Origin of the sequence: Herbaspirillum sp. VT-16-41 (assembly GCF_001994935.1) — a bacterium.
Lineage (GTDB): Bacteria > Pseudomonadota > Gammaproteobacteria > Burkholderiales > Burkholderiaceae_D > Herbaspirillum > Herbaspirillum frisingense.
Genome location: NZ_MUXB01000131.1, coordinates 1 through 23,014, shown reverse-complemented (window position 1 = coordinate 23,014; position 23,014 = coordinate 1). Strand labels below are relative to the sequence as shown.

The 23,014-nt window shown below is 62.8% G+C and carries 29 protein-coding genes, 1 tRNA gene and 1 pseudogene; 13 read left to right on the top strand and 18 right to left on the bottom strand.

Features of this window, described 5'->3' with window-relative positions:
• Position 1: 1 nt before the first annotated feature.
• The 9 genes from ybgF (at position 2) to BTM36_RS19900 (ending at position 7,542) form a co-directional block, all read left to right on the top strand.
• The gene (ybgF, locus tag BTM36_RS19940) at positions 2-757 is read left to right on the top strand and encodes a tol-pal system protein YbgF (RefSeq protein WP_006464734.1); all 756 of its coding nucleotides are present in this window, start codon (positions 2-4) and stop codon (positions 755-757) included.
• A gap of 119 nt (positions 758-876) precedes the next feature.
• Positions 877-952: transfer RNA gene (locus BTM36_RS19935), tRNA-Lys, on the top strand.
• A gap of 212 nt (positions 953-1,164) precedes the next feature.
• A complete protein-coding gene (locus BTM36_RS19930; RefSeq protein ID WP_168189812.1) occupies positions 1,165-1,848 on the top strand; it encodes a GntR family transcriptional regulator in 684 nt (227 codons plus the stop codon).
• A 265-nt stretch (positions 1,849-2,113) separates the two neighbouring features.
• Positions 2,114-3,196 carry a BMP family ABC transporter substrate-binding protein gene (locus BTM36_RS19925; protein WP_077237653.1) on the top strand — a complete coding sequence of 361 codons (1,083 nt, stop codon included), beginning with the start codon at positions 2,114-2,116 and terminating at the stop codon, positions 3,194-3,196.
• A 93-nt stretch (positions 3,197-3,289) separates the two neighbouring features.
• Positions 3,290-3,919: a flavin reductase family protein gene (locus BTM36_RS19920; protein WP_077237652.1), complete on the top strand. Its 630-nt coding sequence runs from the start codon at positions 3,290-3,292 to the stop codon at positions 3,917-3,919.
• An 8-nt stretch (positions 3,920-3,927) separates the two neighbouring features.
• Entirely contained in the window at positions 3,928-4,413 is a 486-nt protein-coding gene (locus BTM36_RS19915; protein ID WP_077237651.1) for a nucleoside deaminase, read from the top strand.
• Positions 4,414-4,760: 347 nt separating this feature from the next.
• Positions 4,761-6,629, top strand: a complete 1,869-nt coding sequence (locus tag BTM36_RS19910; protein WP_077237650.1) for an FUSC family protein — start codon at positions 4,761-4,763, stop codon at positions 6,627-6,629.
• Positions 6,630-6,677: 48 nt separating this feature from the next.
• Entirely contained in the window at positions 6,678-7,136 is a 459-nt protein-coding gene (locus BTM36_RS19905) for a hypothetical protein (RefSeq protein WP_006464728.1), read from the top strand.
• A 28-nt stretch (positions 7,137-7,164) separates the two neighbouring features.
• Positions 7,165-7,542: a DUF423 domain-containing protein gene (locus tag BTM36_RS19900; RefSeq protein ID WP_006464727.1), complete on the top strand. Its 378-nt coding sequence runs from the start codon at positions 7,165-7,167 to the stop codon at positions 7,540-7,542.
• A gap of 35 nt (positions 7,543-7,577) precedes the next feature.
• On the opposite strand, the gene BTM36_RS19895 is transcribed toward BTM36_RS19900, so the two are convergent.
• The 4 genes from BTM36_RS19895 to BTM36_RS19880 form a co-directional block, all read right to left on the bottom strand.
• Entirely contained in the window at positions 7,578-8,267 is a 690-nt protein-coding gene (locus tag BTM36_RS19895; protein WP_077237649.1) for a methyl-accepting chemotaxis protein, read from the bottom strand.
• An 88-nt stretch (positions 8,268-8,355) separates the two neighbouring features.
• Entirely contained in the window at positions 8,356-9,168 is an 813-nt protein-coding gene (locus BTM36_RS19890; protein ID WP_006464725.1) for an ABC transporter ATP-binding protein, read from the bottom strand.
• 17 nt (positions 9,169-9,185) lie between these two features.
• Positions 9,186-10,115, bottom strand: a complete 930-nt coding sequence (ntrB, locus tag BTM36_RS19885) for a nitrate ABC transporter permease (RefSeq protein ID WP_077237648.1) — start codon at positions 10,113-10,115, stop codon at positions 9,186-9,188.
• 76 nt (positions 10,116-10,191) lie between these two features.
• The gene (locus tag BTM36_RS19880; protein WP_039876242.1) at positions 10,192-11,364 is read right to left on the bottom strand and encodes a CmpA/NrtA family ABC transporter substrate-binding protein; all 1,173 of its coding nucleotides are present in this window, start codon (positions 11,362-11,364) and stop codon (positions 10,192-10,194) included.
• A 727-nt stretch (positions 11,365-12,091) separates the two neighbouring features.
• Here BTM36_RS19880 and BTM36_RS19875 point away from each other — a divergent pair.
• Entirely contained in the window at positions 12,092-12,250 is a 159-nt protein-coding gene (locus BTM36_RS19875; RefSeq protein WP_006464722.1) for a DUF3309 family protein, read from the top strand.
• A gap of 247 nt (positions 12,251-12,497) precedes the next feature.
• A complete protein-coding gene (locus BTM36_RS19870; RefSeq protein ID WP_006464721.1) occupies positions 12,498-12,833 on the top strand; it encodes a hypothetical protein in 336 nt (111 codons plus the stop codon).
• Positions 12,834-13,009: 176 nt separating this feature from the next.
• Here BTM36_RS19870 and BTM36_RS19865 read toward each other — a convergent pair whose 3' ends face one another.
• The 13 genes from BTM36_RS19865 to BTM36_RS19805 form a co-directional block, all read right to left on the bottom strand.
• Positions 13,010-13,225, bottom strand: a complete 216-nt coding sequence (locus BTM36_RS19865) for a glycine zipper 2TM domain-containing protein (protein ID WP_006464720.1) — start codon at positions 13,223-13,225, stop codon at positions 13,010-13,012.
• A gap of 56 nt (positions 13,226-13,281) precedes the next feature.
• The gene (locus BTM36_RS19860; protein ID WP_139347225.1) at positions 13,282-13,716 is read right to left on the bottom strand and encodes a hypothetical protein; all 435 of its coding nucleotides are present in this window, start codon (positions 13,714-13,716) and stop codon (positions 13,282-13,284) included.
• Between the two features lie 155 nt (positions 13,717-13,871).
• Positions 13,872-14,042: a CsbD family protein gene (locus BTM36_RS19855; protein WP_006464718.1), complete on the bottom strand. Its 171-nt coding sequence runs from the start codon at positions 14,040-14,042 to the stop codon at positions 13,872-13,874.
• 299 nt (positions 14,043-14,341) lie between these two features.
• Positions 14,342-16,375 carry a PAS domain-containing protein gene (locus BTM36_RS19850; protein ID WP_077237646.1) on the bottom strand — a complete coding sequence of 678 codons (2,034 nt, stop codon included), beginning with the start codon at positions 16,373-16,375 and terminating at the stop codon, positions 14,342-14,344.
• Positions 16,376-16,567: 192 nt separating this feature from the next.
• Positions 16,568-17,062 (bottom strand): response regulator, encoded by a 495-nt coding sequence (locus BTM36_RS19845; RefSeq protein ID WP_077237955.1) that lies wholly within the window; start codon positions 17,060-17,062, stop codon positions 16,568-16,570.
• Positions 17,063-17,160: 98 nt separating this feature from the next.
• Positions 17,161-17,790, bottom strand: a complete 630-nt coding sequence (locus BTM36_RS19840) for a response regulator transcription factor (RefSeq protein WP_006464715.1) — start codon at positions 17,788-17,790, stop codon at positions 17,161-17,163.
• Positions 17,791-18,109: 319 nt separating this feature from the next.
• The gene (locus tag BTM36_RS19835; protein WP_008326489.1) at positions 18,110-18,439 is read right to left on the bottom strand and encodes a BON domain-containing protein; all 330 of its coding nucleotides are present in this window, start codon (positions 18,437-18,439) and stop codon (positions 18,110-18,112) included.
• A 135-nt stretch (positions 18,440-18,574) separates the two neighbouring features.
• The gene (locus BTM36_RS19830) at positions 18,575-18,952 is read right to left on the bottom strand and encodes a cell envelope biogenesis protein TolA (RefSeq protein WP_077237645.1); all 378 of its coding nucleotides are present in this window, start codon (positions 18,950-18,952) and stop codon (positions 18,575-18,577) included.
• Between the two features lie 203 nt (positions 18,953-19,155).
• Positions 19,156-19,368: a CsbD family protein gene (locus tag BTM36_RS19825; protein ID WP_077237644.1), complete on the bottom strand. Its 213-nt coding sequence runs from the start codon at positions 19,366-19,368 to the stop codon at positions 19,156-19,158.
• A gap of 113 nt (positions 19,369-19,481) precedes the next feature.
• On the bottom strand, positions 19,482-20,048 hold the full coding sequence (locus BTM36_RS19820) for a ferritin-like domain-containing protein (RefSeq protein WP_006464711.1): 567 nt from the start codon (positions 20,046-20,048) through the stop codon (positions 19,482-19,484).
• Positions 20,049-20,168: 120 nt separating this feature from the next.
• Complete coding sequence (locus BTM36_RS19815) at positions 20,169-20,483, bottom strand: YqjD family protein (RefSeq protein ID WP_006464710.1); 315 nt, start codon at positions 20,481-20,483, stop codon at positions 20,169-20,171.
• Between the two features lie 430 nt (positions 20,484-20,913).
• Positions 20,914-21,138, bottom strand: coding sequence for a hypothetical protein (locus tag BTM36_RS19810; RefSeq protein ID WP_254427048.1), 225 nt, complete (start codon positions 21,136-21,138; stop codon positions 20,914-20,916).
• Between the two features lie 51 nt (positions 21,139-21,189).
• Positions 21,190-21,387, bottom strand: coding sequence for a CsbD family protein (locus tag BTM36_RS19805; protein ID WP_006464708.1), 198 nt, complete (start codon positions 21,385-21,387; stop codon positions 21,190-21,192).
• A gap of 374 nt (positions 21,388-21,761) precedes the next feature.
• On the opposite strand from BTM36_RS19805, the gene BTM36_RS28405 reads away from it, so the two are divergent.
• Entirely contained in the window at positions 21,762-21,938 is a 177-nt protein-coding gene (locus BTM36_RS28405; RefSeq protein ID WP_168189811.1) for a hypothetical protein, read from the top strand.
• Positions 21,939-22,020: 82 nt separating this feature from the next.
• A complete protein-coding gene (locus BTM36_RS19800; protein ID WP_077237642.1) occupies positions 22,021-22,485 on the top strand; it encodes a PA2169 family four-helix-bundle protein in 465 nt (154 codons plus the stop codon).
• Between the two features lie 448 nt (positions 22,486-22,933).
• Here BTM36_RS19800 and BTM36_RS19795 read toward each other — a convergent pair.
• A pseudogene (locus BTM36_RS19795) lies at positions 22,934-23,014 on the bottom strand (ABC transporter ATP-binding protein); the annotation flags it as partial.

The following is a 23,014-nucleotide window of genomic DNA, read 5'->3' as shown; positions in this document are numbered from 1 at the left end:
CATGCATACCGCTTTCAAACTGAAATCGGTGACCGTGGCGGCCTTGCTGGCCGCCACGGCTTTCCTACCGCTTACCGCCCGTGCCGGCATGTTTGACGATGACGAAGCACGCAAGGCCATCCTGGACATCCGTTCCAAGATCGAAGCCCTGCAGCGCGACGTCGCCAACAAGGCCGACAAGAACAGTGTCCTGACCCTCTCGGACCGCAACGACAACCTGCAGTCGCAGATTGCCGCGCTGCGCGGCCAGATCGAGGTCTTGACCAACGAGATTACCAACGCCCAGCAACGTCAGAAGGACTTCTACGTCGATCTGGATGCGCGCCTGCGCAAGCTGGAGCCGCAGCAGGTCAGCGTGGATGGCCAGACCGTGGCTGTGGGCGTGTCCGAACAGCAGGCCTATGATGCTGCGCTGTCGCAATTCAAGGGTGGCGACTACAAGGGAGCAGGCAATGCCTTCGCCGACTTCCTGAAGCGTTATCCGCAATCCGGCTATGCCCCCTCGGCGCAATACTGGCAAGGCAACTCCCTGTACGCCCAGCGCGACTACAAGGGTGCCATCGCCGCGCAGCAAGTGGTGGTGAAGAATTATCCGGACAACCCCAAGGCCGCCGACGCCCTGCTCAACATCGCCAGCTCGCAAGCCGAGTTGAAGGACAAGGCCGCCGCCAAGAAGACCCTGGAGCAATTGATCGCCAAGTATCCGAACACCCCGGCCGCGCAAACCGGCAAGGAACGGATGGCGTCATTGAAGTAATGGCCAGTGAGCGCCGGCACCGGGTCGGCGCGTGACGGACTGCAGGATGATTGGAAATCAGCACGTGGCGCCAGAGTGTTGACAGTGCCGATAGAGTTTGCCTATAATAGCGGTCTTTCGGGTCGTTAGCTCAGTTGGTAGAGCAGCGGACTTTTAATCCGTTGGTCGCAGGTTCGAGTCCCGCACGGCCTACCAGAAATTCAGCAGTAGTCTCAAGAAAAAAGCCCACGTTGACGTGGGCTTTTTTCTTTTCATCTCCGCCCCTCAGCCGCTTCCCCGCCCCCGCCGTCGGGCGCACCCCTTGCTTATTCAGATGCGCCAGCCCGGCCGAGCCCGTGGCGCGTTATGATACCGCCGGCCTATGTATGCTCCTGGACGGCCAGCCACCCCGCAATCCACTCTGCCCAATGAAACCGCAACGCACCGCCGACACGCCGGAAACCCTCGACCAGACCGTCTACGAGGCCATCTTCAATGCCGTCATGCACGGCCGCCTGAAGGCCGGAACGCGCCTGCAGGAGGCCAGCCTGTGCGATCAGTTCGGCGTCAGCCGCACCGTGGTGCGCCAAGCGCTGCGGCGGCTGTCGGAGCTGCGCATTGTCGACGTGGTGCCCAACAAGGGCGCCGCGGTGGCGACACCGGGACCGAAGGAGACACGCGACGTCTTCGCTGCCCGGCGGGCGATCGAAGGCGCCATCGTGCGCGAAGTGGCGCGCCAGATCGACCACGGTGACGTCGCCAAACTGCGGCAGCGCCTGCAGGCCGAGCACGCCGCGCTGCATGACGGCGACCACCCGCGCTGGGTCGCCCTGGCCGGTGGCTTTCACCTGGCGCTGGCGGAGCTGTCCGGCAACCAGGTACTGCAACGCATGCTGACCGAACTGATGACCCGTTGCTCCCTCATCGTCGCGCTCTACGAAGCCCCCGGCGAGGCCAGTTGCGAACATGACGAGCACAGCCGCCTGGTGGACCTGCTGGCGCTGCGCGACGGCAATGGCGCCAGCGCCGAGATGGAACGCCACCTGCTGGCGCTGGAAGGCCGCCTGCGCCTGCCGGAAGAAAAGCCCGACGCATTGCGCCGCGCTTTCTGAGCTTCCTCCGCGTCCATTCTCCCCACATCCCCACCGCCGATCACCGGCGCCGGACTGCCCACGTCTGGTGCACGACCAGCACCCTGGGTGAGCAAAAGGTCCGCTTTGGCTCATTTCGAAAGTTGTATACAATACATATAAATATAATATTTCCTTTAAAATCATATAGATAATATAATTAAAAGGCTGGCATCAAAATTGCATGTATACGATCACAGTGAATTTTCGCCACTGATCCATCCATCCAACAAGGAGCCCCGCCGTGATGAACCGCCGTCAATTTCTGCTTGCATCCAGCGCCGCCGCCGTAACTGCGTCCTCGCAACCGTTCGCCGCCCTGGCCGCTGCACCGAAGCTGAAGATCGGCTTCATCTATCCGGGGCCGGTGGCCGACATCGGCTGGTCTTTCCAGCATGATCTCGGACGGCGCATGCTGGAAAAGGAATTCGGCGCCCGCATCGAGACGGTATTCGTCGAGCGCGTGCCGGAAACCCCGGAGGCCGAGCGTGTCATGCGCCAGCTGATCGATGACGGCTGCAAGATGATCTTCGCCACCTCGTTCGGCTTCATGAACCCGGTGCTGCGCGTGGCCAAGGAAAACCCGGACGTGATCTTCGAACACTGCTCCGGCTACACGATGGCGCGCAATGTCGGCCTGTACCAAACCCGTTTCTATGAAGGCGCCTATGTGCTGGGCACCATCGCCGGACGCATGACCAAGACCAATACGCTGGGCTATGTGGCGCCGATCCCGATCCCCGAGGTGATCCGCAACCTGGATGCCTTCGTATTGGGTGCCCGCAGTGTGAACCCCAAGGTCAACGCCAAGGTGGTGTGGATCAACGCCTGGTACGACCCCAGCCTGGAGCGCGATGCCGCGCAGACGCTGGCCGCGCAAGGCGCCGACGTGTTCTACCAGAACACCGACTCGCCGGCACCGGTGCAGGTGGCGGAAAGCAAGGGCCTGTACGCCTTCGGCCAGGACTCCGACATGAGCCGCTTCGGTCCCAGGGCGCATCTGACCGGCAATACGCTGAACTGGGGCGTGTACTACGTCCACAAGGTGCGGCAGGTGCTGGAAGGCCAATGGAAGGCGGAGGACACCAAGTGGGGCATGAAGGAAGGTATCGTCCAGCTCGCCCCCTACAACGCCGGGCTGCCCAAGGAGGTGGTGGCGCAGGCGGAAGAGCGCCGCAAGGCCATCGTCGCCGGCACCTTGCAGCCCTTCGCCGGCCCCATCAACAACCAGGGCGGACAGTTGCAGGTCGCCGCCGGCCGCACCGTACCGGAGTCCGAGCTCTGGACCATGAAGTGGTATGTGGAAGGCATCCAGGGCAAGCAACCCTGACCCTGGCTACCGATACCGGCTTGCCTTGTTCGGGATAGCAAACGGGGCAAGCCGAAAGCGCACAATCGCTTCAAGGAATATGAAGAAAACGCCATGACAGAAATCGACTTCGCCGAACTCAGCGTCTACCAGCGCTACAAGCTGATGGCCAGCCTGATCGTGCCGCGCCCGATCGCGCTCATCACCACGCTGGGCGAAGACGGCACGGTCAACGCCGCGCCGTTCTCCATGTTCAACATGCTCGGCGAAGATCCGCCTATCGTGATGGTCAGCATCAACCGCCTGCAGGACGGCGCACTCAAGGACACCGCAGCCAACATCCTGCGCACCGGCGAGTTTGTCGTGCACCTGACCGACGAGGCCATGTGCGTGCAAATGGACGCCTGCGCTGCCACGCTGCCGCCGCACCAGAGCGAGCTGGAACACGCCGGCCTGCACGCGGTACCGGCGCAGACGATCCTGCCGCCGCGCATCGCCGAGGCACCGGTCGCCTTTGAATGCGTGCTGCATGAAAAACTGGAAACGGCCAGTCGCTACATCTTCATCGGCCGCGTGCAATGGCTGGCCGCGCGCGATGGCCTGGTCGATACCGAACAATGGCGCGTGCGCCTGCAGGACTATCATCCGGTAGGTCGCTTCGGCGCCAGCTTCTACCTCAACGCCAGCGGCCGCTTCACGCTCGACAAAGCGCAAGCCGCCACCACCCCGATCGACGAAATGTGAGGCCGACCATGCGTAGCCCCGCCCCCCTCCCCTTCAACGAACAGGACCACGCCGCCATGCGCCTGGCCATCGATGCCTCCGAAGAAGCGCTCAAGCGCGGCGATATGCCCTTCGGCGCCACCCTGGTCGCGCCCGACGGCAAGGTACTGATGACGGCAATGAACAACCAGAACACCGCCGCCGACTGCACCGGCCACGCCGAAATGGTGCTGGTGCGACGCGCACAGAAAGAGCTGGGGCTGGAAGCCATGCGCGGCGCCACCGTCTACGCCAGTGGCGAACCCTGCGCAATGTGCTGCGGCGCGATGTTCTGGGGCGGCATCGGCCGCGTGATCTATGCCGCCTCCACTGCGCAGATCGGCGACGCGCTGGGCGGGCCGCAACTTCCCCTGCGCGCAGCTGACGTGGTGCAAGATTCTGCACCTGCGGTCAGCGTGGAAGGTCCCTTGCTGGGCGCCGAGGCAGTGACGGTATTGCAGCGCTTCGGGGCCTGAAGGCGCGGTCCCGCCAGTCCCCCCCGCGCAGGCACTTCCCCGCCTGCCGGCTCCCCCTCACCGCAACCCATCTCCGCCAAACCCGACCGGCGGCAACACCACCGGCATGGAAAGTGCTTGGCACGGGAGGTAGCGAAGAGATCGGCCTCCTCGCCCTTCCCGACCTACTACCTCCAGGCCCTGCGCATTCATGCAGGTCGCCTGTAGTATTCGTGAAAGAAACTCCTCATATCCTTTCAAAGTGGTCCACCCACGTTGATGCAGTCCCGATGAAAACCGCCCGTACGCCCTTCACCTGCCTTCACCGCCCGTCCCTGCCGCACCGCCATGGCCGGCTTGCCAGCCGGATGGCCGCATTCACACGTCGTGCCGCACGACGGCTGGAGTTGCGCTCCTTCCCCTTGCTGCAGGAACAGTTCAGTGCCGAGGAAGGCTGGCGCGCCTGCCTGGCCATCGCGCTGCCGCTGGCGGCGGCCATGATCAGCGGTCAGCACTGGCTGGCCTGGGCCGTGTTCGCCACCTTCTGGACCTGCCTGTGCGATGCCCCGGGGCCGCATACCCAGCGGCGGCGCCTGCTGGCCGGCTTTGCGGTGGCGGGCACGGCGGTGGCATTCATCGGTTCCTGGAGCGCCTCCTGGAGCAGTCATGCGGCCCTGCTCGCCGCACCGGTGATGGTGCTGCTCAGCGTCACGTTGACCGGTGCGATCCAGTCCGCAGCGCTGCTGGGGACGCTGCTGGCGGTGGTGGCGGTGGTGGCGGCGGGCTTCCCGCATGCGCCGGCGCTGGCGGCGCTGCAGGCCGCATCTTTCCTGATCGGCGCGCTCTGGGCGTGGCTGCTGATCAATCTTTTCTGGCGTATCAACGAACACACGGCCCTGCGCCAGGCCGCGCAGGCGGCGCTGCTGCGCATGCTCGACATGAGCCGCGACCTGCTCGCCGCGCGCGATGGCCAGCATCGGGAACAGCAATGGCACAGCGAACACGGCGAACACCGCCGCGCCGTGCGATTGGCCCTGGAGCGGCTGCGCACCATGCTGCAGCCTCACGAGCGCTCCGCCAGCGACAGTGCCCAATCCTATCGCCGCCTGCTGGAGGCCTGCGAAATGATCTTCAGCGCCTTGATCGCGCTGGAACACGCCGCCATCCAGCAACTGGGCTCGCCCGCCGAGCGGCGCATCGTGGCACGGGCGGCGCGCATCGTGGTGCTGCGCGCCTACCAGAGGCTGACGCTGCGGCCACAGATCCCGCTGCCATCGAACCAGTCCCGCCCCATCGACATAAGGCGCGCCAGCCAGCTGGCCGACCCGTTGATGACTGGCTGCCTGTCGGCCTTGATGCAGGCCCACACGCTGCTGCTGTCCGATCCCGCCTGGGCGCAATACCGGGCCGAGCACGGCAGCGATGAACCCGATGCGTCGCCCGCCGCCGCCGTGCCACCCACACTGCCACCCGCCTGGCGCACCGGGCTGGGCCGGGGCCTGCAACAGGGCGCCCGCCAGGCCGCTGGCGTGGCGGCGGTGTTCTATGCGGCCCAGGTGTTCCAGCTTGGCTATCCCTACTGGGCCACGATGGCCGTGGTGGTGGTACTGCAAGGTGCGGCACGCCAGACCTGGACGCGCTGCCTGGAACGCATCCTGGGCAGCCTGCTGGGCGGTGCATTGGCACTGAGCCTGCTCCATGTGGCTTCCGGCATGAGCTGGGTGCTGCCGCTGGTGGCGGTGATGCTGGCCGGCCTGGCCATCGCCCTGCGGCTGGTGAACTACACGGTGTTCGTGGTGTTCCTGACCATGTTGTTCATCTGCGTGACCGAAATGCTGCAACCTGGTGTCGGCATCGCCTCGGCCCGGGCCTTGGACAACCTGATCGGCAGCGCCGTCGCCCTGCTGGCCGCCCTGGCGCTATGGCCCGAACTGGGCGCCTCGCCGCGCGAACGCATCGCGCTCGGTCTCAAGGCCAATCGTGACTATCTGGAGGCGGTCGTCGCCCACCAGCCGCCATCGACCTTGCGTCGCCTGCAGCGCCAGGCCGGGCTGGCCAGCATCGACGCCGAGACCGCCCTGCACGACCTGGGTGGCTTGCGCCGCCACAGCGAACGCCTGTCCCACAGCGAGATGGCCCGCCTGCGCGAAGTGCGCGAACTGGCCGGCCAGGCATCGGTGGCCTGGCATCTTGATCAAGGCACCCGGCAGGACCCGGCCACGGGGCGGGAGAGCTGATCCGGTATACTTCCGGTTTTACCGAGTCTGCCTGCCCTGCCCACCGACATGTCCGACCAAGCCCCCGAACCGATCTTCCCTGATGACGCCGTCGCCGGTGCCGATTCCATCCCCGCGCCGCGACGCTGGATCGTCCTGCAGAACGTCCACGAAGTGGAAACCTGGATCGATACCTACAACCGCGAACTGCAGGCAGTGGTGTTCCGCCACAAGATGAACACCGTCAACGCCGGCCAGGGCATCTGCTTCACGCTGGAACTGGGCGGCGAGATCTATCTGCACACCACACCGGAAGGCCAGATCCTGCTGGATGTCAGCGAGGAAGCTGCCTGGGCGGCCCCCGTCATCAGCGCAGCCGCCAATGTCCCCGCCCCTGCCGGCTCGGTCTGGGTACTGCCGCCCGATACGCTCACGCAACTGATCCTGGGGCTATCCGGTCTGATTGCCACCTCACAGTTCGTGCTGCGTCATGAATATCGCCTGGGCAGGTCGCAGCGCCCATACTGAGCCGCCCCGGATACGAAGAAAGCCACCGATGAAAGAACGCACCCTGATCGCCGCCGGCGCCATCAACATGTTCATCGCCGTAGGCTGTGGCGCCTTTGGCGCGCACGGCCTGAAGCGGATGATTTCGGAAGAGATGCTGGCGATCTGGCATACCGCCGTAACCTACCAGGTCATGCACGCGCTGGGCATGATCGCCATCGCCCTGCTCATGCCGCGCATGGCCGGTGCTGCGATGCGCTGGGCCGGCAATCTGATGCTGGCCGGCATCGTCGTCTTCAGCGGCAGCCTCTACCTGCTGGCGCTGACAGGAACACGCATCCTGGGCGCCATCACGCCCCTGGGTGGGGCGGCCTTCCTGGCCGCCTGGTTGCTGGTGGCCTGGGCTGCCTGCAGGCGCGAAGTGTGATCCACTGAAACCCGCTGAAGCCCCCTGAGACCCACTCAGGCCGCTGCGCCGCTCAGGGCTTCCTTGACCAGTTCATCGATCTCGCCGGTGATGTTGGAGAGCACGCCGGCCACCACCGAGAATTCCTTGCCCGCCTGCCCCGAACGGGCCGCCACGATGCGCGCATTGAAGGCCACCATCTTGGCTTCACGGGCGATGACCTCGATGTCGGTCATGATCCCGCGCAACTGCTCGCGCATGAGCCGCGCATGCTTCCTGGACTGCGCCTCGTAGACCGCCGTGATCTCGTTGAGCACGCCCAGCAGCGGCGTGGTCTCCTGCACCAGTTGCGCCAGCAGTTCGGGGCCGCTCTTGAGACGGTCTTCGATGGCGTTGAGGGTGCGCTGCGCCAGCGCGGCAAATGCGGTGATGCGGGCGTCGCCGGCTGGCCGCCCGTAATAGACCTCTTCCAGCTCGGGGCAGAACACCCCGGGCAAATCACCCGACCGCTTGAGCAGGGCCGCATGGGCATTGCTGAACAGGGCCAGCGCCTCGCGGGCGGTAGCACAGGCTCCCTGCTGCCCCTGCGAGGCCAGCACTGCGTAGAGCACCAGGCGCTGTGAGGTGAAACGGCGGCGCCCGGAAAGATTGATCATGGCGCCGAAGACTTCTCCCGACAACGGCACGGTGGATGCATCCTCGGCCGCGCGGTCGGGTGCAGTATCGATCAAGGCCAGGGTGGACATGGCAGGCTTCCTTCCAACGATGCAACGAAAAGCGGACAGGCGCGCAACACACTGAGCATCTGCGTGCCTGCGCGAGGGCCGAGGCGACTCAGGCCGCCTCGCGTGCCGGATGGGCCTGCTTGCGATACAGGAATTCCAGCACCGCAGTGCGGTACAGGCCATACTGCGCGTCCTGCGCCAGCGCCACCCGGTCACGCGGCCGGGCCAGCTTCACTTCCAGCACTTCGCCGATGGTGGCGGCCGGGCCGTTGGTCATCATGACGATGCGGTCCGACAGCAGTACCGCCTCGTCCACGTCGTGGGTCACCATGACCACGGTCGATTCGGTCTTGGCCACGATCTTGAGCAGTTCATCCTGCAGATGGGCGCGGGTCAGTGCATCGAGGGCGCCGAAAGGCTCGTCCATCAGCAGGACCTTGGGTTCCATCGCCAGGGCGCGAGCAATGCCCACGCGCTGCTTCATGCCGCCGGAGATTTCATTGGGACGCTTGGTCTCGGCCGCGCCCAGGCCCACCAGCGCCAGTGCGGCGCGGGTGCGGTCGCGCAGTTGCGTGCGGTTTTCGCTGGCGCCGAAGACGCGTTCCACGCCCAGGTAGATGTTTTCATAGCAGGTCAGCCAGGGCAGCAGCGAATGGTTCTGGAACACCACCGCCCGCTCCGGGGCCGGGCCACCGATCTCGCGGTTGGCGCACAGAAGCACGCCGTCGCTGGGCTTGAGCAGGCCGGCAATGAGATTGAGCAGGGTCGACTTGCCGCAGCCGGAGTGGCCGATCAGGGTAATGAACTCGCCCTTGGCCACCGTCAGGTTGATCTCGCGCAGCGCGTGGAAGTCACCCTTCCTGGTATGGAACACCATCTCCACGCCGTGGATGTCGATGAATTTGCCGTTGATGTTATCCATGATGTGCTCCCGCCTGTTCAGTTGTTGACCTGTTCATAGGTAAAGGCCTTGGCCAGCGCCACCAGCAATTGCTCCAGCACCAGCCCCACCACCCCGATGACGACGATGGCGATGATGATGTGCGGCACGTTCAGGTTGTTCCATTCGTCCCAGACCCAGAAGCCGATGCCCACGCCGCCGGTCAGCATCTCGGCGGCCACGATGACCAGCCAGGCGGTGCCGATGGACAGGCGCACGCCCGTCAGCATGTAGGGCAATACCGAGGGGAACAGGATCTTGGTCAGCACCTTCCACTCCGACAGGTTCAGCACGCGCGCCACGTTCATGTAATCCTGCGGCACCCGCTGCACGCCCACGGCGGTGTTGATGATCATCGGCCAGATCGAGCAGATGAAGATCGACCAGATCGCCGCCGGATTGGCCGACTTGAACACCAGCAGCCCGATGGGCAGCCAGGCCAGTGGCGAAACCGGGCGCAGCAGGCTGATGATGGGGCCGAACATGCGCGAGAGGAATTCCACCCGGCCGATGGCAAACCCCAGCGGGATGCCCACCAGCGCCGCCAGGCCGAAGCCCATGCCGACCCGCTGCAGCGAGGCCAGCACGTTCCAGCCTATGCCCTGGTCATTGGGGCTGTTGCGATAGAAGGGATCGGAAAACATCACGCCGGCCTCCTTCAGGGTGACCCATGGCGTGGGGAAACTTGCGGTCTTCATGGCAATGATCTGCCACACCAGTACCAGCAGCGCCACGCCCAGGACCGGCGGCACCACCCGCATGAACAGTCCGCCTGCGGCCAGGCGCTTCCTGGCGCTGCGTACCCTGGTCGTGGCAGCAGGTGCCACCGATGCCGGCTGCGCCTGGCTGGCCGCGGCCACTGCTGCGACCTGGCTGTTGCCGGCGGGCTTGGCGTTATCGCCCATGATGTTTTCCATGACTGCACTCATCGCTTTCCCCTTGCTGATGACACTTCACTATGACGGCCAGCGCTTTGGCTGCACTGCCAGCGCTGGCCGCCGAGGCTTACACCTTGATCTTGAAGGACTGCGCATAGGCAGCCGGATTCTTGCCGTCCCAGACCACGCCATCGACCAGCTTGGAACTGCGCATGACTTCCTTGGGCAGGGGCGTCTTGGTCATGGCGGCGGCCTCCTTGTAGAGATCGATCTGGTTCACCGACTTGGCCACGGCGAGGTAGTCCGGATCGCTCTTGAGCAGGCCCCAGCGGCGATGCTGGGTCATGAACCACATGCCGTCCGACAGGAAGGGGAAGTTGACCTGGCCTTCGTCGTAGAACTTCATGTAGTTGGGGTCGTCCCAGGTCTTGCCCAGCCCGTTCTGGTAGCGGCCCAGGATGCGCTGGTCGATCACGTCCTTGCTGGTGTTGACATAGGACTTGTCGGCGATGACCTCGGCCATCTTGTTCTTGTTGGCCAGCGAGGCGTCGATCCATTTGCTGGCGTCCAGGATGGCGGCCATCATGGCGCGGCAGGTATTGGGGTATTTCTGGACGAACTCCAGTGAGGTACCCAGCACCTTTTCCGGGTGGTCCTTCCAGATGTCCTGGGTGGTGATGGCGGTGATGCCCACGCCGTCGACGATGGCGCGATGGCCCCAGGGCTCGCCCACGCAGAAGCCGTCCATGTTGCCCACCCGCATATTGGCCACCATCTGCGGCGGCGGCACGGTGATCACCTTGGCATCCTTCATCGGATGGATGCCGTTGGCGGCCAGCCAGTAATACAGCCACATGGCGTGGGTGCCGGTGGGGAAGGTCTGGGCAAAGGTGTATTCGCGCTTGTCGGTCTGCATCAGCTTGGCCAGCGAAGCGCCATCGACGGCACCCTTGTCGGCCAGCTTCTTGGATAGCGTGATGGCCTGGCCGTTGTGGTTCAGGCCCATGAGCACGGCCATGTCCTTCTTCTGCCCGCCGATGCCCATCTGCACGCCGTAGATCAGGCCATAGAGCACGTGCGCCGCATCCAGCTCGCCATTGGTCAGCTTGTCGCGCACGCCGGCCCAGGAGGCTTCCTTGCTGGGGACGATCTTGATGCCGTACTTCTTGTCGAAGCCCAGCACCGAGGCCATCACCACCGAAGCGCAGTCGGTCAGGGGAATGAAGCCGATCTTGACCTCTTCCTTTTCCGGTTTGTCCGAACCGGCGGCCCAGGCGCCGCCGCTGGTCAGTCCCAGCATGCCGGTCCCGGCCGCCAGGCCTGCACCCTGTATCAGCTTGCGGCGCTTGCCGTCCACCATGTCGACCGTCCCTGCCTGCGTGGCTGGTTCGATATCTGCGAGCTTGCCTGCCTGGTCCGCCTGAGCGTTGAATTCCATAGCACCCTTCCCCTTGCGTTGCGAATTGACATTGACGAAAGCCATCAACAAAAAAAAGGCGTGTCCCGTCATGGATGACCATGTCGGAAGACGCCTTTGTCCGGGACGATGCGACCGCCGTTGGTCACACCTTCACATCTGTTGCGCACTCTCTGCGCTATGTCGTCAATTCAGCAAAGACTGTGCCAGCGCATGATAATCGCCCGCAAAGCCGCACCCGGCCTGCACTGACGGCGCCATGACCAAGACTCACGACAGGTCCGGCGAGGGGGTTCTCGCACCGTCAACATGAGCTCGGGCCGCACTTCATTTGTGCTTTGCACCAAGTTGGCGGCAAGGCGAGGCGATCAGCGGCCCATTGGGGCCACTGGTGGGGACGGCCCGAGGCGCCCGCCTACCCGGTATTGCCGGGTTTTCCTACAGCATATTGCGACGGGCGCTGATCGCGGGGACAGCGGGACGGGGCCTATGATGGCTCAGCATCAACGAGCATCAACGAGCATCATCAAGCAATAACGAGCAACAACGAACGACCCGGCGCTTGCACCCTGGCGGGCAAGAACGAATTCAATAACAAAGGAGAAACTCCATGACCCTCGGCACCATCCTGCTCATTGTCCTGATCCTGATCCTGCTCGGCGTGATCCCGGCCTGGCCGCACAGCCGCGGTTGGGGCTATGGTCCCAGCGGTATCGCCGGCACCATCGTCATCATCCTGCTGATCCTGTTGCTGCTCGGGAAGATATAAGACGGGGCGGTAGCAAGGCGGTTGACTCCGCCCTGCTGCCAGCGCCCCTGACGCTTTCCCCGCGACCCTCCCCTCCCGGATGCAAGCCTGATACCATCGGCCTGCGGAAGGGAACACGGCGCGGTCGGTGCCCTGTCACCGACCGCGCCGTTTGCCTTGTGTCCAGCTGGCTTGTTATACGCTGCGGGCACGGCAGATGGCCCATCCCCATGAAGTTTTCGCGTTTGCGTGATGAGGCCCATAACAGATGAAGAACAAATTCCTCGCGTCCTCCCTGCCCGTTTGCCTGGCCGCGTTGTCCATGCTGACGGCCGCATCCAGCCACGCCGGCGAGGACAAGCTGGCCAATGGCGATCCAGCCCGCTGGTATCAGAACGCCGACACTCCCAAGGAACGGCTGCGCAATCTCAACCAGGAGACCGCCGCTGCCTACGCCGAGGCATTGGCCGACTGCAAGGCACAGCGTGGCAAGCAGGCCAGCACCTGCCGCAAGGAAGCCGCCGCAGCCCGCAAGGACGATGCGGCGCGCGCCCGCCGCATCTATGACGACTACAAGGCGACAGGCGCCAAGCCGGCCTCCTGAGCCAATGCCGGTTTAGCCTGCTGCCTGGCTGCAGGGGGTACCCCTGCGCCGGCCCCAAGTGCAAGCCACCAATGGAAAACGCCGTAACGATGGCCATCGTTACGGCGTTTGATGCATTCCTTGAGCGCAGGCCTCGATAGCCTGCACGCTGTAGCTGACAACCTGGTCAGCCCGGCTTACTTGCCCACCTGGTTACCGATCACGCCACCCACGGCGGCGCCGCCGACGGTACCGATGGCGCTACCACCTGTGAGCACTGCACCGCCCACCGCACCAGCACCTGCACCGATGGCTGTGTTCTTGTCGCGCGCGGACATGTTGCTGCAGCCGGTCATCGCGGAAAAGGCAAAGATGGCTACCGAAGTCACTGCCAGTTTTTGAATTGTTTTCATGACTACTCCTTCCTCATTGTCGAATAGAGTCCAACGAACGGATGACAGAACCGGCATCAGGTCATCGGACGCATGATCACGCGCGCAGCCGGAGCTTGCGGCGCAGCCTTGGCGGCTTCGCGGGCGACGTCCGGGGTGCATGCACCAGCCTCTTGCCCATAGAGCAGGACAGCTTCGCGCATGAACCGGGAACGACGGCCTTCGGCCATGTCCATGTACCGGAACTTCTTTTGACCTGCCTTCTGCAGGCGGGTCGCGTCGACCGGCATGTGACGATCCATCGTGGAGGCCGACCAGCGCGCTGCGCTGTCATCAGCCTGACGGGGTGCTGCATAAGCGGAGGAGGCAAGTGCCGAGACGGCTACCAGCATGCAAATACCGACTGTTTTTTTCATGGTCTGCCCTTTCAGGGGTCCCTTCTTGGCGGTGAGCAAAAATTTCATGCGGCAACCCGAGAACTCTTTTCCATTTCCCGGCTCTACCAGCACCATGACGACATGGTCGCGGAAATTGCTGCAACACAAAATCAGCCGTTTCCGATTCTGGCGTAGGAAGATTCCTACACTGCCATCCCGCCGGCCACCGCAAATGCGTTGGGCTCCTCAGAACCCGGGCGGCATCCACGGCGACGGCGCGCCCACTTCACTTAGTTCTTTGCAGCTTCCTTGGCATCGCCATAGGACTTCTGGACATTGCCTTCCACCTGCTTGGCAGCGCCCTTGACCTGCTGGCTGGTATTGCCAGTCAGCTCACCGGTCTTCTCTTGCACCTTGCCTGCCACTTCCTTCAAGCTACCCTTGACTTGATCCTTGTTCATGATGGCTCCTTTGTGGTTGATTGCCTGTTAGGTCCCGGCGCAACGTCAGGACATTCCTGCCTGCTTGCCGGCACCGCCGCCTGGTCCGCCCTTCGGGTCAGACTGCGACGATGAGTCCATGGTATCGATGAGCCTGTGGCAGGCCCATAAGAGAGTCGCCCTTTCGCGCGTAGGAAAAAACGAAAAACCGTGCAGGAAAAGCGGTGCTGAAAAATCCTCACCAAAACGCAGAAAGCCGCCCTGGAGGCGGCTTTCGGAACGGTGACAGATGTGCGGGGAAACGCCTCGGTTCGCGCCGCTCAGGGCTCGCTGGGCGCCAGCTCCGGGCGGATCGGCAGGCTGATGCTGATCAAGGCCCCCTTGCCCGGCGTGGAGCGGATATCGACCTCGCCGCCGAAGAAGGTAGCCCGCTCGCGCAGGCCGCGCAGACCATAGGTCTTGTGATTGTCGCGCCGCTCTTCGGGAATGCCCACGCCATCGTCGCGCACGGTCAGGGCCACGTGGTCTTCGTCGATATCGAGGATCACATCCACCTTGCTGGCCTTGGCATGCTTGGTGACGTTGTTGAGCATCTCCTGCAGCATGCGGTAGATGGCAATCTCCATCTCGTGGCCCACATCCACGTCTTCGTCCGGCAGGCTGGCATGGCAGGCGATGCCGGTGCGCTCGTGCAGTTCGTCGAGCTGTTCCGAGATCGCCGCCTTCAGACCGAACAGGTCCAGCGTATTGGGCCGCAGTTCAGTCTGGATGCGCCGAGTGGTGGCCACCAGCGACTTCATCAGGCCCTGCATGCGGGTCTTGCGGTCGGCCCATTTTTCATCCGGCGGCAGGATCTGGTAGACCCCTTCCAGGTGCATCGACAGGGCCGTCAGGGAGGCGCCCATGTTGTCGTGCAGCTCGCGGGCGATAGCGCGCTTCTCTTCTTCGCGCACGGTTTCCAGGTGATTGGTCAATTCGCGCAGCAGGGCCGTACGCTGGATCACGGTCTTTTCCAGCTGGCTCTCGCGCTGGCGCAGCTCATCCTCGGCCTGCTTGCGTTCGGTAATGTCGGTGCTGATGCCGATGACGCCCTGCACGCTGCCATCCTTGCCGAACCAGGGCACCTTGGCGGTCTGGAAGGTGACCACGCCCTCCGGCAGGTGGAGGGTCTGTTCCAGCTTCTCGGGCTTGCCCGAGGCCATGACGCGACGGTCATCGCGGTCCACCGTATCGGCCTCTTCCTGCACCAGGAAAAGCTCGCGGCTGGAGCGGTACATGGTCTCTTCCCAGGTCTTGCCGAGCTTATGCAGGGTGGCTGGGTTGGCGAAGATCATCAGGCCCTGGCGATTCTTCACGAAGATCGGGTCGCTGGTGCTTTCGCTCACGGCGTTCAGCAAGGCGCTGGTCTCGGCCAGTTTCTGGGCATTGCGGGTACGTTCGCCGTATTCGCTATCCAGCCGACTGGCCGAGCCCCAGAAGATGAAGAGCACGATCGCGCCATTGATCAGGGTCAGCGTCGGCAAGACCAGCTCCGGCACGATCCAGCCATGCGTCATGCCCCAGTTCAGCAACAGGCTGAAGGCCAGCAGCAGGAACAGCGTCTGCGGCAACAGATGGCGCAACATCTGGCCGCCCGGCGCGATGCGCATGATCACCGCCATCAGGGCATGTGCCGGGCGTGCCATGAGCAAGGCCGCCCCCAGCAGTGCGAACACCAGCGCCGAGAGCAACGACACCGGCAGCGGGAAATCGAGATAGATGAACTGGCTGACGTCGTACAGATAACCCACCAGCGGAATGGCGGACAGCGCGATCAGGGCAAAGGCCAGGTATTCGGCCGGATAGTAGCCGCCGAGCAAGCGCCAGTCATGCAGCAGCAAGGCGGTCGCCATGAGCACAAAGCCCAGCGACAGCAAGGGCGGGATCGCCAGCGGCGAAATCGTGTCAGCGCCCTCCAGCGGCAGCCAGCCCAGCGCGTACATGACACCGTGCGCCAGAGACGCCAGCCCACCGACCAGCAGCAGCACCGCCAGCCCGACGGCGATGCGCCGCAGCAACGGGCGGCGTACCGCAGAATTCATGCAATTGAAGTACAGCGCCAGGGCGCCCACGATGAAACCACCGGCCGTGAGTTCGCGCACGGCCAGCAGGCCTGACAGCAGTCGCCGGTACTCCTCACCAAGGAAACCGGTCAGCAAGACCACGATGCCCAGCAGGATCACGGCCATGGACAGGCCCATGGCCAGCGTCACCATGCCGCTGTAATTGGCGTGCGATGCCGCGAAATACTCGACCGATGCGCTGTTCTGGATATCGGCGGAGGACGGACGAAGTCCGTCTTGGTTCTTCTGCATCGTCGGGAATCCCTCGTTCGTGTGCGATCCGTGCTGTCCGTACGTCTCGGACATCAAGCCTGCGTCAGGGTCTTTCGGACTCCGGCAGGCTGCGTGCCATGATCGGTTTTCGTTGTCTGGTGCACCGCGGTCGCGCCGAACAGCCCTGGCGCCGCGATCGTTGGCTGCACAAATCATGCAGCAAAATCCTGCCTATACCCCGCCCGCCTGGGCCGGCCCTTGCGGCGAATTGTTGCTCGACGAAGTCCGCCCGGACTTGCCCCCCTTCTGCTTGGCCAGCTCCTGCAACAGGTCACACAGTAGCGGCAGTTCGGAGGACTTGTCGAAGAAGTGCTGTACGCCGCATTGCACGCCCACGCGCCGATAGGTCGGGCTGACGTGATTGCTGAAGACCACTTTCACCTCGCTCTGGCGGCGCGTATTGGAGCGCGCCAGCGACTGCAACAGGCTCATGCCGTTGCCCTGCTTCAACTGGATGTCCAGGATGAGCACGTCATAGCTGCTCTCCTGCAGATGACGCAGGGCTTCCAGTTCGGTCTCGGCGTAACCCACCAGGCGCACGCCGGCAATTTCGGCCAGACTCTCGACAATCAGGTCCCGCACGTCCTCCGAATCTTCCACCAGGAAGAGCCGCAGGATCGTCCCGTCGCCGTCGCGCTGGGGCCTGATGTTGAGAATGTCGTCCATGATGCGATGTACCACTCTTCCTTGCCTGCGCCCCCGTTTGGTTCATGCAGCCTCTGCAGCCTGTGCTGCCTGGCCGGAACCGCCCGGGTCGCCGGATCTCAGTCGATCAGGTTGTTCTTGATCGCGTAATAAATGATGTCCGCGTTATTGGTCATGCTCATCTTCTGCAGCACGCGCGAACGATAGGTACTGACCGTCTTTACCGACAGGCACAGCTCGTCGGCGATCTGGGTCACGCCCTGCCCTTGACCCAGCTTGTAGAAAATCTCGTATTCCCGCTGCGAAAGCGTCTCGTGCAGCGGCTTTTCGGAATCCACCGGCTCGCTGGTGAGCAGCTCGGCCACGCCGTAGCTGATGTACTTGTGACCACGCAGGATGGTATTGATGGCGTTGACCAGCTCGGTGGCCAGCGCCTCCTTCTGCACGTAGCCGGATGCACCGCTGCGCAGCACCTGCACCGCATAGCGGCTCTCTGGGTGCATGGACAGCATGAGCACCGGCAACTCCGGCTTTTCCCGCTTGATCTGCTTCAAGACTTCAACGCCACTCTTGTCGGGCATTGCGATGTCGAGCAGGACGATGTCCCAGTCCTGGGTACGCACCAGACGGATGGCTTCTTCCGCCGTACTGGCCTCGCCGCCGATTTCCATCGACGGTATTTCCGAAATGAAATGATGTACACCTGCCCGTACGACCGCGTGGTCATCGACTACAAGTATTTTTGTCATGGCAATTTTGAGCAGTGAATTGAAACGCCAGCGCTGTGGGCGCTGCTTGGTACGATTTGTAGTTGTACTCTGGTTTTACGCCGTTTTAAGCGGTAATCAAGTCCACGGGATCTACCCGCTTTCCCGCCGCGCCGCCCTTCCCTGGCCGGCTTCGCGCATGCCCGGCAGCAACGGATTCCAACTATACCCGACTGCACCTGACCTGTCTTCTTGCGGAACGCACCGGATCGTTCCGAGACGCTCTGCAAGCAGCAAGTCCTCAAGCGGGACAAGCGCGGACCGGTCAACAGACCGGTCGCGCGCTCACAAGTTCCCGACCTTACTGCTTCAGACGCAGGTCGTTACGCACCGAGACCACACCCTTGACGCCACGGGCCAGTTCGGTAGCACGGGCAGCCGAGGTGGAGCTGGAAACGAAACCGGACAGCTGGACCACGCCCTTGTAGGTTTCGACATTGATTTCAGCGGACTTCAGGTTCGGCTCGTTGAAGATGGCGGCCTTCACCTTGGTGGTGATGACGGCGTCATCGACGTATTCGCCGGTGCCTTCCTTGCCCGGGCTGGATGCGCAGCCCACCAGGGAAACCATGAACAGGGCCAGGAAGAAACCGAGGAAACGCTTGGTCAGGGACATTTTGGTCAGCGACATGATGAAACTCCTATGTTGTTGGGGGATAAGCCTGGTCTGGCGGCCGCGCCACGGACTATCTGCCGGGCGCAAACCGCATGATCGTCAATCGATGGTCAATCGATGGTTTATCGGCCTACGGCCGAAGAACCCGGATTACTTGCCGTACTTGGCCTTGGCGTTGGCCACGCACTTGTCCTTGGCGTCACCGCTCATGGCGTCGCACTTTTCCTTGGCGACGTCATAGTTGGCATCGTTCTTGTCCTTGCGCGCATCCTTGTCGGCTTCGCTACCCTTGCGCTTGGCCTTGGCATCAGCGATTGCCGATTCGTGGGCGGCCTTGGCTTCCTTCTCGCACACGTCCTGGTCGTTACCCTTCAAAGGACCGCATTTCTTCTTGGCTGCCTTGTAGTCGGCATCGGCGCGCGACTTGTCGGCCTTGTATTGTGCGGCAGCCGGATCAGCTGCGAAGGCTGCGCCGTGCATGCCGATGGCGGCAGCGCCGAAGATCATGGTTGCGATGATTTTTTTCATTGTGTTGTCCTTCCTCATGGTTTGCTTTGATAGCCTGGGTTGCGGCCTGGGGCCGTATTCTTATGCAGGCCGGGTGAGCGGCCTGCGTACTACGATGTCGATGTTGCGGTCCTGCGGTCTTACTTGCGAGTGCTGCTCGCGGTCTCACTCACTCCATTCACTCTCACTCCAACTCCGGTGCGGGCGGGAGCGAGGCAGGCGGCTTACTGACGCCAGTCCTTGTTGCGATCCTCGAAATCACGGACCTGCTTCTCGGCTTCGTCCTTGCTCACGCCATAGGCCTCCTGCACGCGGCCGGCCAGTTGATCACGCTTGCCGGCGATGACGTCGAGGTCATCGTCGGTCAGCTTGCCCCACTGTTCCTTGGCCTTGCCCTTGAATTGCTTCCAGTTTCCTTCCACGATGTCCCAGTTCATGGTGATCTCCTCGTTGTGGGTTGGGGTTCAGATCGAGGGGGATGGCCCCTCGTTACGTTCTCGTTACCTTCTCGCTTGCGCTCTCGCGCCCATGCTTGCAACGGTTGCCGGATTTACAGGCCCAGCAGATCGCTCATGTCATCGGCGTGCTCTTCTTCCTGCGCCATGATCTGGATCAGCATGTGCTTGGTAGTCGGATCATCGTCGCCGATGCGCTCGATCATCTGGCGGTAGGCCTCGATGGCCACACGCTCTTCCACCAGGTTGGCGCGGATCATGTCCTTGATGTCGGAGGACTCGTCATACTGCGCATGGCTGCGTTCGGCGATGGTCTTCGGGTTGAAATCCGGCTCGCCATTGAGCTGCACGATGCGCTCGGCAATCTGGTCAGCGTGGCTCTGCTCTTCCTGCGCATGCTGCAGGAACTCGCCCTTGATGGCCTCGATTTCCAGGCCCTTGGCGGTGTAGTAGTGACGCTTGTAGCGCATCACGCACAGCAGCTCGGTGGCCAGCGCGTCGTTGAGCATGGCGACGACTTCCTCGCGGTTGCCGCGATAGCCTTCGGTGACGGCACCGTCATCAATCTTCTTGGCGGCGGCGCGAATGGCTTCCTTGTCCAGGTGGAAATCGGCTTTTTTCTTGACGTCGGTCTTCGGGGGATTCTTGGTCATGGTGGTCATTCCTTTTCTCCGGTTTCTTGACTAATGCACTTCGCTACGGGGGTGTTGTCCTGTATCCCGCATGCGGAGCGCCTGGCTGCAGCCGTGATGCCGCGCGGGCATCGCCACGGCGTGCGGAAATCAGTCGTGGTCAGCGCAGCGACCGACGGCCAGACCGACCAGGAGGCCGATACCGGTGCCGATGGCAATGGCACGCCACGGATTGGACTGCACGTAGTCATCGGTGCTGGTGACGATCTGACGACCGGTTTCCACCACGGCGGCCTGTGCATCCTGGGCGGTGCTCAGGGCCTGCTCCAGCAGATCCTGGGCGGTGGCACGCAGGTCATCGGCCTTCTTGCCGGTGGTGTTGGCCGCTTCGGCGAACAGGTCCTGGGCTTGTTGCAGCAGCGATTGCACATCGCTACGGACGGTCTTGAATTTGTTGGCTTGCATACTTGCCCTCCATGTATTCGTTTCGGGTTCAATGGCACGCGCTGATAGCGTCGATAGCGTCGTTCGCGCCTTCAGAATCTGCTCACATCAGGTACTGCAGAACGATCAGCATCAGCACCGGCACACCCAGAAGCCATCCGAGCACGAGCTTGTCCATGATCTCCTCCTCCGTTGTTCTTCATCGTGCCGGCGACTTTCCTGGTGATTGCGATAGTGCGACGCAGTCTCCGGCGCCTTCGTTGCTTGTGAGTTCTTGTGAGTCTTCACTTACGGTCTTCTTACCGTTTTCAATGCATCAGCATTGCTTGCTTTCGTTACGTCCTTCATCACGTCAGCGAGTAGGTTCAAGATACTGAGCCCCTGTTGCGCTCGCTATCGGCGCCAGCCCGATTGCCTTGTAGGACAAAGAGCCAGCCGCCAGGGTGCTGCACTACCGCACGGCGCGGCTCCCGCGGCTGCCGCGGTTATCGGCGCTACGGCGGCCACGTTGGGCCACGGTGCGGGCGCTGCCGCCTTCGTCTTCCCAGCGCTGCAGTGCCAGGCTCTGCTGGCGCTGGTCACGACGCGCTGCATCACGGGCCAGTACACGCAGGGTGCCGCAAACGGCGACCCCGGCCATGCCGGCAGCCCACAACAATTTTCTGGCAATACTCATCTCGTCTCCCGCAGGTAATAGCTGATGGCTGACGCCTGATTTACACAGGCTTCACACCGAACCCGCGCGCTGGCGCAGGGAACGCTTGATCAGATCCTGCGCCTCGCCGACCGCGTGCATGATGCGACCATCCATCTGGCGGCGCTGGGCGGCGCGTTGCAGCTGCACATTGCCCAGCACGCTACCGACGCCTTCCTGGACTTTGCCCAGGGCAAACTGGAATTGGCCGGTGATGGTCTTCTTGTTCATGGTGCGTCTCCTCGTGGTCAGGGTGGTCGGGGATCACATCTTTGATCCGGCCCCGGCTAATCCGGGACTGCGGATCATCGGCCGGGCCAGGCCATCAGGCCTTGCACCGTTGCGCCGTGAAACCTGTGCAGCATGGGAAAAATGATAGCGAGGCCCTACTGTCGGGCTCTATAGGACGCCTGCCGATTGTCTTGTAGGACAAAGCGCAAAGTCCTGTCGGCATTGGGATTGCGGCATTCCGGCATATTCCGGATAGAGGCTTGCGAGCGGATTTTTTCCGGGATGCTTGCGGAAGGCAAAGCAGGGCTGTTTCCTACATGCGCTTGCGCCGCAGTCCGATGGAAATCACCGGAGCGGGCTCATAGGATGACAGCATGCAATCGCAAAGCAGCGCCGACTCCCCGGCTCCCAGGCATCCTGCATCGGGAGCGGCGTCCACCCAACAGAATCCGATAAACAAGAAGGAGAACATCATGGGCAAGTATTTCCTGGCATGGCTGTGCGGCGTTCCGGCTTTCCTGCTGGTGCTGATCTATCTGTTCGTCCACTGATCCGCCCCGTACCGCCGGCCGCGCCGCCAGCAGGCCGCCGGTCGGTGTAACCGGCGTAAAACAAGCGAGAAAGGAGAGCAACATGACCAACGATCACCTGATTTCCACGCTCAACGACCTGATACAGATTTCCATCGACGGCGAAAAGGGTTTCCGCGCCTGTGCCGACGACGCACAGGAGCGCTACATCCCCTACAAGGACACCTTCATGGTGCGCGCCACCGAATGTGCGCAGACGGCGCTGGACCTGCAGGATCTGGTACGCCGGCTGGGTGGTGAACCGGCCAGCCACAGCACGCTGGGCGGCACCCTGCATCGCCAGTGGGTCAACCTGAAGAGCGCCATCACCGGGCGCGATGACGAGAGCATCCTGGACGAATGCGAACGCGGCGAGGATGCCGCCGTCAACGCCTACCGCAAGGCCTTGAGTGAAGACCTGCCCACCGATATCCGCCTGATCGTGGAGCGCCAGTATCAAGGTGTGCTGGCCAATCACGACAAGGTACGCAGCCTGCGCAATCAGGTGAAGGCACGCAAGGCGGCCTGATACCGCACCCGGCCGCTCACTGCCGTGTCATCGGCATGCCGACCTAATGGACGAAAAAAAGCGCATCCAGGCTGTAATGCCGTTCAGTTAAGAAAAAATCGCCGCGCCAGATGACTTTGGCGCGGCGATTTTGCTTGGTCTCTTCAAAACATTTGAAACCGTTCGGACTGAGTAGGCCCTTTAGGGCCGTATCGAAGCCTGTCCTGAGCCTGTCGAAGGGGCGCTGCTCAGCTTGTGGCGCGCCTTCGATACGCGGCTACGCCGCTACTCAGGACGAACGGTCAGCGGTGGCGCAAGCAAAGTCTGAGCAGATTTTCGGGCTGGTAACAAGCTTAACTGAACGGCATTACAGCCAGGCTGCGCTTTTTTTCGTCTACGTTGCCTGCATCTCATGAAGGACGCAGTCAATCATCTATCGCATCGTCGCCAATGCCAATAATCACCCTAATCACCCCTCACCCAGGTAAGCCGCCTTGACCCGCGGATCATCCAGCATCTGCTTGGCCTCGCCTTCCATGGTGATCAGGCC

Bases quoted from the DNA above. Each gene is read 5' to 3' on its own strand.
- ybgF (WP_006464734.1), top strand. From the start codon at position 2: ATGCATACCGCTTTCAAACTGAAATCGGTGACCGTGGCGGCCTTGCTG.
- BTM36_RS19930 (WP_168189812.1), top strand. From the start codon at position 1,165: ATGAAACCGCAACGCACCGCCGACACGCCGGAAACCCTCGACCAGACC.
- BTM36_RS19925 (WP_077237653.1), top strand. From the start codon at position 2,114: ATGAACCGCCGTCAATTTCTGCTTGCATCCAGCGCCGCCGCCGTAACT.
- BTM36_RS19920 (WP_077237652.1), top strand. From the start codon at position 3,290: ATGACAGAAATCGACTTCGCCGAACTCAGCGTCTACCAGCGCTACAAG.
- BTM36_RS19915 (WP_077237651.1), top strand. From the start codon at position 3,928: ATGCGTAGCCCCGCCCCCCTCCCCTTCAACGAACAGGACCACGCCGCC.
- BTM36_RS19910 (WP_077237650.1), top strand. From the start codon at position 4,761: ATGGCCGCATTCACACGTCGTGCCGCACGACGGCTGGAGTTGCGCTCC.
- BTM36_RS19905 (WP_006464728.1), top strand. From the start codon at position 6,678: ATGTCCGACCAAGCCCCCGAACCGATCTTCCCTGATGACGCCGTCGCC.
- BTM36_RS19900 (WP_006464727.1), top strand. From the start codon at position 7,165: ATGAAAGAACGCACCCTGATCGCCGCCGGCGCCATCAACATGTTCATC.
- BTM36_RS19895 (WP_077237649.1), bottom strand. From the start codon at position 8,267: ATGTCCACCCTGGCCTTGATCGATACTGCACCCGACCGCGCGGCCGAG.
- BTM36_RS19890 (WP_006464725.1), bottom strand. From the start codon at position 9,168: ATGGATAACATCAACGGCAAATTCATCGACATCCACGGCGTGGAGATG.
- ntrB (WP_077237648.1), bottom strand. From the start codon at position 10,115: ATGAGTGCAGTCATGGAAAACATCATGGGCGATAACGCCAAGCCCGCC.
- BTM36_RS19880 (WP_039876242.1), bottom strand. From the start codon at position 11,364: ATGCTGGGACTGACCAGCGGCGGCGCCTGGGCCGCCGGTTCGGACAAA.
- BTM36_RS19875 (WP_006464722.1), top strand. From the start codon at position 12,092: ATGACCCTCGGCACCATCCTGCTCATTGTCCTGATCCTGATCCTGCTC.
- BTM36_RS19870 (WP_006464721.1), top strand. From the start codon at position 12,498: ATGAAGAACAAATTCCTCGCGTCCTCCCTGCCCGTTTGCCTGGCCGCG.
- BTM36_RS19865 (WP_006464720.1), bottom strand. From the start codon at position 13,225: ATGAAAACAATTCAAAAACTGGCAGTGACTTCGGTAGCCATCTTTGCC.
- BTM36_RS19860 (WP_139347225.1), bottom strand. From the start codon at position 13,716: ATGGTGCTGGTAGAGCCGGGAAATGGAAAAGAGTTCTCGGGTTGCCGC.
- BTM36_RS19855 (WP_006464718.1), bottom strand. From the start codon at position 14,042: ATGAACAAGGATCAAGTCAAGGGTAGCTTGAAGGAAGTGGCAGGCAAG.
- BTM36_RS19850 (WP_077237646.1), bottom strand. From the start codon at position 16,375: ATGCAGAAGAACCAAGACGGACTTCGTCCGTCCTCCGCCGATATCCAG.
- BTM36_RS19845 (WP_077237955.1), bottom strand. From the start codon at position 17,062: ATGGACGACATTCTCAACATCAGGCCCCAGCGCGACGGCGACGGGACG.
- BTM36_RS19840 (WP_006464715.1), bottom strand. From the start codon at position 17,790: ATGACAAAAATACTTGTAGTCGATGACCACGCGGTCGTACGGGCAGGT.
- BTM36_RS19835 (WP_008326489.1), bottom strand. From the start codon at position 18,439: ATGTCGCTGACCAAAATGTCCCTGACCAAGCGTTTCCTCGGTTTCTTC.
- BTM36_RS19830 (WP_077237645.1), bottom strand. From the start codon at position 18,952: ATGAAAAAAATCATCGCAACCATGATCTTCGGCGCTGCCGCCATCGGC.
- BTM36_RS19825 (WP_077237644.1), bottom strand. From the start codon at position 19,368: ATGAACTGGGACATCGTGGAAGGAAACTGGAAGCAATTCAAGGGCAAG.
- BTM36_RS19820 (WP_006464711.1), bottom strand. From the start codon at position 20,048: ATGACCACCATGACCAAGAATCCCCCGAAGACCGACGTCAAGAAAAAA.
- BTM36_RS19815 (WP_006464710.1), bottom strand. From the start codon at position 20,483: ATGCAAGCCAACAAATTCAAGACCGTCCGTAGCGATGTGCAATCGCTG.
- BTM36_RS19810 (WP_254427048.1), bottom strand. From the start codon at position 21,138: ATGAGTATTGCCAGAAAATTGTTGTGGGCTGCCGGCATGGCCGGGGTC.
- BTM36_RS19805 (WP_006464708.1), bottom strand. From the start codon at position 21,387: ATGAACAAGAAGACCATCACCGGCCAATTCCAGTTTGCCCTGGGCAAA.
- BTM36_RS28405 (WP_168189811.1), top strand. From the start codon at position 21,762: ATGCAATCGCAAAGCAGCGCCGACTCCCCGGCTCCCAGGCATCCTGCA.
- BTM36_RS19800 (WP_077237642.1), top strand. From the start codon at position 22,021: ATGACCAACGATCACCTGATTTCCACGCTCAACGACCTGATACAGATT.